Source organism: Psychrobacter sp. 16-MNA-CIBAN-0192 (assembly GCF_040309565.1).
In the GTDB taxonomy this organism is placed as follows: Bacteria; Pseudomonadota; Gammaproteobacteria; order Pseudomonadales; family Moraxellaceae; genus Psychrobacter.
In genome coordinates, this window is the sequence record NZ_JBEOOX010000116.1 from 1 (window position 1) to 289 (window position 289).

At 39.8% G+C, this 289-nt stretch carries 1 protein-coding gene; it reads right to left on the minus strand.

Going from position 1 to position 289, the window contains the following annotated elements; all coding sequences use genetic code 11:
* Nucleotides 1-235, minus strand: a 235-nt coding sequence (locus AAEY78_RS12575) for an EAL domain-containing protein (RefSeq protein WP_352339671.1), incomplete at its 3' end; no start/stop codon positions are given.
* Between the last annotated feature and the right edge of the window lie 54 nt (nucleotides 236-289).

Consider the following 289-nt stretch of genomic DNA (forward strand, 5'->3'; position numbering starts at 1 on the left):
GATCTAGGGTTTCAACCCCTTCAAAAATAACCTTAGTACTTTGTTGATTATGCATTTGTACCATACCAACAACTAGGCTGCGAATATTGTTTTGATTACTAAAATCAGCAGTTAATGCTGGCGCGACTTTAATGTATTCTACCGCTAAACTAGGTAACTTAGAGAGCGAAACGGGGTTATCGCCCAAACCATCAACACACACTTTTAAGCCTATATTATTAAGCCGCGCAATCATGGCTCGCCCTTTGTCATCTAGGTTAGTAAAAATATGTAGCGGGCACTCAACAAT